General features: G+C 46.9%; 3 protein-coding genes. All 3 read right to left on the bottom strand.

The features are described 5' to 3' along the window. Positions 1 to 76 precede the first annotated feature (76 nt). The 3 genes from nrdF to nrdH all read right to left on the bottom strand — a co-directional run bounded on the left by nrdF (position 77) and on the right by nrdH (position 3,917). Positions 77 to 1,036, bottom strand: a complete 960-nt coding sequence (nrdF, locus tag STRDD11_RS08085; protein WP_128836903.1) for a class 1b ribonucleoside-diphosphate reductase subunit beta — start codon at positions 1,034 to 1,036, stop codon at positions 77 to 79. Positions 1,037 to 1,423: 387 nt separating this feature from the next. Continuing rightward, positions 1,424 to 3,583 (bottom strand): class 1b ribonucleoside-diphosphate reductase subunit alpha, encoded by a 2,160-nt coding sequence (nrdE, locus tag STRDD11_RS08080; protein WP_128836902.1) that lies wholly within the window; start codon positions 3,581 to 3,583, stop codon positions 1,424 to 1,426. Positions 3,584 to 3,698: 115 nt separating this feature from the next. Further along, complete coding sequence (gene nrdH / locus STRDD11_RS08075) at positions 3,699 to 3,917, bottom strand: glutaredoxin-like protein NrdH (protein ID WP_128836901.1); 219 nt, start codon at positions 3,915 to 3,917, stop codon at positions 3,699 to 3,701. Between the last annotated feature and the right edge of the window lie 318 nt (positions 3,918 to 4,235).

Below are 4,235 nucleotides of genomic sequence, written 5' to 3'. Positions count from 1 at the left end.
TATCTATGGGAGTCACATAGACTGATATGCAAAACCTGCTCTTTCCGTATTGGGAAAGAGCAGGTTTTGTTTGGTCTTACAGTCCGTAATTATAGTCATCATCCTGCATGGCTTCAACTTCGCCCAGCAGGTAGCCGTTGCCGACTTGGGAGAAAAAGTCATGGTTGGAAGTACCGGTTGAGATGCCGTTCATGACAATCGGGTTGACATCGTCCGCTGAGTCTGGGAAGAGCGGATCCTGTCCCAGATTCATCAGGGCCTTGTTGGCATTGTAGCGCAGGAAGGTCTTGACCTCCTCGGTCCAGCCGACCGTATCGTAGAGGCTTTCCGTATAGCCTTCTTCATTTTCATAGAGGGTGTAGAGCAGGTCGTACATCCATTCTTTCAGCTTTTCCTGCTCGTCTTTTGGGAGCTGGTTAAAGCCCAGCTGGAACTTATAGCCGATATAGGTGCCGTGCACAGACTCGTCGCGGATAATCAGCTTGATAATCTCCGCCACATTGGCCAGCTTGTTGTTGCCCAGATAGTAGAGCGGGGTGAAGAAGCCGGAGTAGAAGAGGAAGGTTTCAAGGAAAACACTGGCAACCTTCTTTTCCAGAGCATTGCCGTTGAGGTAGATTTCGTTGATAATTTCCGCCTTTTTCTGCAGGTAAGGGTTGGTATTGGTCCACTCAAAAATTTCGTCAATTTCCGACTTGGTATTGAGAGTGGAGAAGATGGAGGAGTAGGACTTGGCATGGACCGACTCCATGAATTGGATGTTGTTAAAGACCGCTTCCTCATGGGCTGTGCGGACGTCCTTGCGCAGGGCTTCGACACCGGACTCAGACTGGAGCGTATCCAGCAGGGTCAGACCGCCAAAGACCTTGCCGACCAAATCTTTCTCTTTATGAGAGAGTTTTCTCCAGTCGTCCAGGTCGTTGGACAGAGGGATGCGGGTATCCAGCCAGAATTGCTCGGTCAGCTTTTCCCAAGTAGACTTGTCAATGACATCTTCGATGGCATTCCAGTTGATGGCTTTGTAGTAAGTTTTCATGATGATCTCGCTTTTAACTTTTTAATACAGTATAGATAATCAGTTCATTTGGTCCTTTTTCTAAGTGGTTCGGACGTCCACAATCCCTTTGGGATTTTAGGACTAAGTTTTGAGCCTATAGTCTCAAAACTTCCGAGCTGGCTTGTTCACCATCATAATGAACAAGCCAGCTTTTACCACAGAGAAAAAATTCCAATTATATGTAAGCAATCTTATTCTCACCAATCACTGAAATAAATAGATTGATGAAATACGAATACAATTTCTTTGATAATGCTAGAATTGTCGAATATAATTTTTACAGGCGGGAGAGACTAGGCAAGGAGTCGCAGTTTGTACTTGTGGTACAACAAGACGACTTAACGAAGTATCTCCCCCTGTTAAAAATTATATTACGCAGCTTTCACACTGGTTAGCCCCCACTTCGCCGCCGTCATCGGTAAAGGTACGGACATAGTAGATGGACTTGATGCCCTTGTTAAAGGCATAGTTGCGCAGGATGGAGAGGTCGCGGGTGGTCTGCTTGCTTTCGCGTTTCCACTCGTAGAGGCCCTGAGGAATGTCGCTGCGCATAAAGAGGGTCAGTGACAGCCCTTGGTCCACATGCTCGGTAGCAGCAGCGTAGACATCGATGACCTTGCGCATATCCATGTCATAGGCGCTGGTATAGTAAGGAATGGTCTCAGTGGACAGACCGGCAGCAGGGTAGTAAATCTTGCCGATTTTCTTTTCCTGACGCTCTTCAATCCGCTGGGTAATCGGGTGGATCGAAGCAGAAACGTCATTGATGTAGCTGATAGAGCCGTTTGGTGCGACAGCCAGACGGTTTTGATGGTAGAGACCGTCTGCTTTGACCTTATCCCGCAGAGCTGCCCAGTCCTTGGCTGTCGGGATAAAGATACCGGCAAAGAGCTCCTTGATGCGGTTGGACTTCGGTACAAATTCACCCGTCAGGTATTTGTCAAAGTAAGTGCCGCTGGCATAGTCGGACTTGTCAAAGTTATGGAAAGTGACACCGCGTTCGCGGGCGATATTGTTAGACTCGACTAGGGTCCAGTAGTTCATGAGCATGAAGTAGATGCTGGTAAATTCAACCGCTTCGGCAGACCCGTAGTCAATCAGCTGCTGAGCCAGATAGCTGTGCAGGCCCATGGCACCGAGTCCAAAGGTATGAGCCAGACTATTACCATTGTCGATAGAAGGCACTGCAGTGATGTGAGAGCTGTCTGTGACAAAGGTCAGAGCGCGTGTCATGGTCCGGATCGACTTGCCAAAGTCCGGCGATGCCATCATGTTTACAACATTAGTAGAGCCTAAGTTACATGATACATCTGTTCCCAGACGGAGATATTCTTGCGCATCATTCAAAAGGCTAGGTTCTTGTACCTGCAGGATTTCAGAGCAGAGATTGCTCATGATAATCTTGCCGTCAATCGGATTGGAGCGGTTGGCGGTGTCAATGTTGACGACATAAGGATAGCCAGACTCCTGCTGCAGTTTGGAAATTTCCGTTTCCAAATCGCGGGCCCGGATCTTGGTCTTGGTAATCTTAGGATTGGCCACCAATTCATCATACTTTTCAGTAATATCCAGATAAGCAAAGGGAACACCATACTCCCGCTCGACAGAGTATGGACTGAAGAGGTACATATCCTCATTTTTGCGGGCCAGTTCGTAGAATTTATCCGGAATGACCACCCCCAGAGACAGGGTCTTGACCCGAACTTTTTCATCCGCATTTTCTTTCTTGGTAGACAGGAAGGAGATGATGTCGGGGTGGAAGACATTGAGGTAGACCACACCGGCCCCTTGGCGCTGCCCTAGCTGGTTGGAGTAGGAGAAGCTGTCCTCGAAAAGTTTCATAACCGGCACGACCCCAGAAGCAGCCCCTTCATAGCCCTTGATCGGTGCGCCGGCTTCCCGCAGATTGCTGAGGGAAATGCCCACGCCCCCGCCGATACGGGAAAGCTGCAGGGCGGAGTTGATAGAGCGGCCGATAGAGTTCATGTCGTCCGTCACTTGGATCAGGAAGCAGGAGACCAGCTCACCGCGTCTGGCCCGGCCGGCATTGAGAAAGCTCGGCGTCGCAGGCTGGTAGCGCTGATGGATGATTTCGTTGGCAATATCTTTGGCGATGGCTTCGTCACCATTGGCAAAGTAGAGGGCATTGAAGAGCACCCGGTCCTCCATGCTTTCCAGATAATATTCGCCGTCGTTGGTCTTGAGGGCATACTGGTTGTAGAATTTGTAGGCGGCCATGAAGGACTTGAACTGGAAGTCCTGCGCATGGATAAAGGCTGCCAATTCCTCAATATAGGCTGGAGAATAGTGCTCGATAAACTCTTTTTCCAGATAGTTTTCTTCTATTAAATAACTGATTTTCTCAGTGATGGAAGCAAACTGCTTGGTATTGGGATTAACATTTTCCTTAAAGAAAGCCTCCAAAGCTTCCTTGTCCTTGTGGAGCATAATCTGTCCGTTAATCGGACGGTTGATTTCATTGTTGAGACGGAAGTAAGTCACGTCTTCGAGTTGTTTAAGTCCCATGGTGTTCCTTTTCTATATAAAATAATATAAGATTTGGCAGGCAGTAACTCTGCCCGATACAAAAGAAAGGCTCCTATGTCTATAGGAGCAGCCATCCAGCTCATGCCATCGCGGCTTATGATAATTTTTTCAGTTTACCAGGCTGGAAACCAGAAAATGCCTCCGTTGCTGTCTGAATGACAGGAGCAGCATTGAAGCCAAGGTTTTTAACATGGTCGATAAATTCTGGCTGTTCATCAAGATTAATCTCGCGATATTCCACATGATTGGTATCTAAGAAACGCTTGGTCATTTTGCACTGAACACAGTCGTTTTTGGAGTAAATAGTTACCATAGAAGATTCCTCTAAACTTTCTTTTTTTCTTAAAATTAAATACGAATCTAGTATATCTAAAAGCCAGGGGGATGTCAATAGTTTTGAACTAAATATTGTGTTAATTTTTGTTATAAGATACATGCAATACTATATATAGTGCATGTATAAAAGATGAAAACCTTGCTGAAAGCCAGAGAAACAGGTCCAATCCAGCCCCTGACTTGCTTAGACAGGACACCTAAAACCATGCAGAAATCTCTCAGACAGGAGATGAAAAATGGAAAACTATATCTTGTGTTGCAAGAATCGCTTGGGGTCAAGATGAGCTTCTGTTTG

Source organism: Streptococcus sp. DD11 (assembly GCF_001578865.1).
In the GTDB taxonomy this organism is placed as follows: Bacteria; Bacillota; Bacilli; order Lactobacillales; family Streptococcaceae; genus Streptococcus; species Streptococcus panodentis.
This window is presented reverse-complemented; position numbering and strand designations above follow the sequence as displayed.